We start from the raw sequence: 1651 nt of genomic DNA, 5'->3' as shown, positions 1-1651 counted from the left end.
GCGTACGATCGGCCGCCAGCGCAAAGGCGCGGGCCGAATCGCGGTACGACAGGGTTGCCGATATCAGCGGCTTGACGTCGACCAGCCCCTTGTTGAGCAGCTCGACGGCGACCGCGAATTCCTCGTGAAAGCGGAAGGCTCCACGAAGATCGAACTCCTTGGCGACGATGGTGTTGATCGGCAAGGTCATCTCGCCGCCCAAGCCCAGTTGCACGATGATTCCGCGCGGGCGGATGGCGTCGAAGGCGCCGCGCAAGGCACGCTCGTTGCCGCTGGCCTCGAACAGCACGTCGAAGCTCCCCTTGTCGGCGGTAAAGCGCGCAAGGCCGTCCGGCTGCTCGGCCACGTTGACCACTTCATCCGCGCCGACCTTGAGCGCCTTGCCCAGCGTGTGGCTGCCGACATCGGTGGCGACGATGTGCGTCGCACCGGCTCGCCGCGCGGCAATGATCGCCAGCGCGCCGATGGGCCCGCATCCTGTGACCAGCACCCGCTTGCCGAGCAGCGAACCCGCGCGGCGCACCGCATGCAGCGCGACCGACAGCGGCTCGGCCATGGAGCCTTCGCCATCGCTGACCGAATCGGCCAGCCGATGCGCCTGCCATTGCTCCACCACCATCTGCTGCCTGAAGGCGCCCTGCACGTGAGGCGTGCGCATGGCGCTGCCGTAATAGCGCATGTCCAGGCAATGGTTCTGCAGGCCCTGCTGGCAATACTGGCAGCGCCCGCAGGGCCGGCTCGGGCTGATCGCCACGCGCTCGCCCGCCTTGAACGACGTGCCGGCACCGACCGCTTCGATCATGCCGGCGACTTCGTGCCCCAACACCATCGGCTCCTGGATGCGAACAGTGCCGAAGCCTCCATGCTGGTAGTAGTGCAGATCCGAGCCGCAGATGCCGCCGCAGCGAACCCGCACGAGCAATTGCCCCGCTTCCAGTTCGGGCGTGGGGACTTCCTCGACGCGCAAGTCGCCGGGGGCATGAATGACGAGGGCTTCCATGGCGTTTGTCTTCCTGGGTTGTTGATCGACTGAGGATCAGAGGCTTGCCGTGACGCCGCCGTCGACATAGAGGATGTGGCCGTTCACGAAGCGCGAAGCGTCGCTCGCGAGGAACACCGCCGCGCCCACGAGGTCTTCGACATCGCCCCAGCGACGAGACGGTGTGCGGCCGATGAGCCATGCGCTGAACTCGGCGTTCTTGACGAGCGCATCGTTCAGTTCCGTCTTGAAGTAGCCGGGCCCGATGCCGTTGACCTGGATGCCATGCGGCCCCCAGTCGATCGCCATCCCCTTGGTGAGCATCTTCACGGCGCCCTTGCTGGCTGTGTAAGGCGCAATGCCTGGGCGGCCGAGTTCGCTTTGCACCGAGCAGATGTTGATGATCTTTCCGCGCTTGCGCTCGATCATGTGGCGCGCGACGGACTTGCCGACGAGGAACACGCTGTCGAGGTTGGTCCGCATCAGCTCGTGCCAATGCGCTTCGTCGAACTGGTCCAGCGGTGCGCGGCGCTGCATGCCGGCGTTGTTGACCAGGATGTCGATCGGTCCGATATCGGCTTCGATCCGTTCGACCGCAGCGTTCACGGCATTGCCATCGCTGACGTCGAAAGCCGCGGTGAAGACCGTGCCGCCTTCGCCGCGCAATTGCGC

2 protein-coding genes are annotated in these 1651 nt (G+C 65.8%); both read right to left on the bottom strand.

The annotated features are described in order from the left end of the window. On the bottom strand, window positions 1-1000 hold a 1000-nt coding region (locus tag AC1DSF_RS30480), incomplete at its 3' end, for an L-idonate 5-dehydrogenase (RefSeq protein WP_478128985.1). Between the two features lie 36 nt (window positions 1001-1036). Beyond that, window positions 1037-1651: SDR family oxidoreductase (locus AC1DSF_RS30475; RefSeq protein WP_478184048.1), on the bottom strand; the 615-nt coding region annotated here is incomplete at its 5' end.

The organism is Variovorax sp. 01N429 (assembly GCF_056399425.1).
The sequence above is the reverse complement of the archived record's forward strand: the minus strand, read 5'-3'. Positions and strand labels throughout refer to the sequence as shown.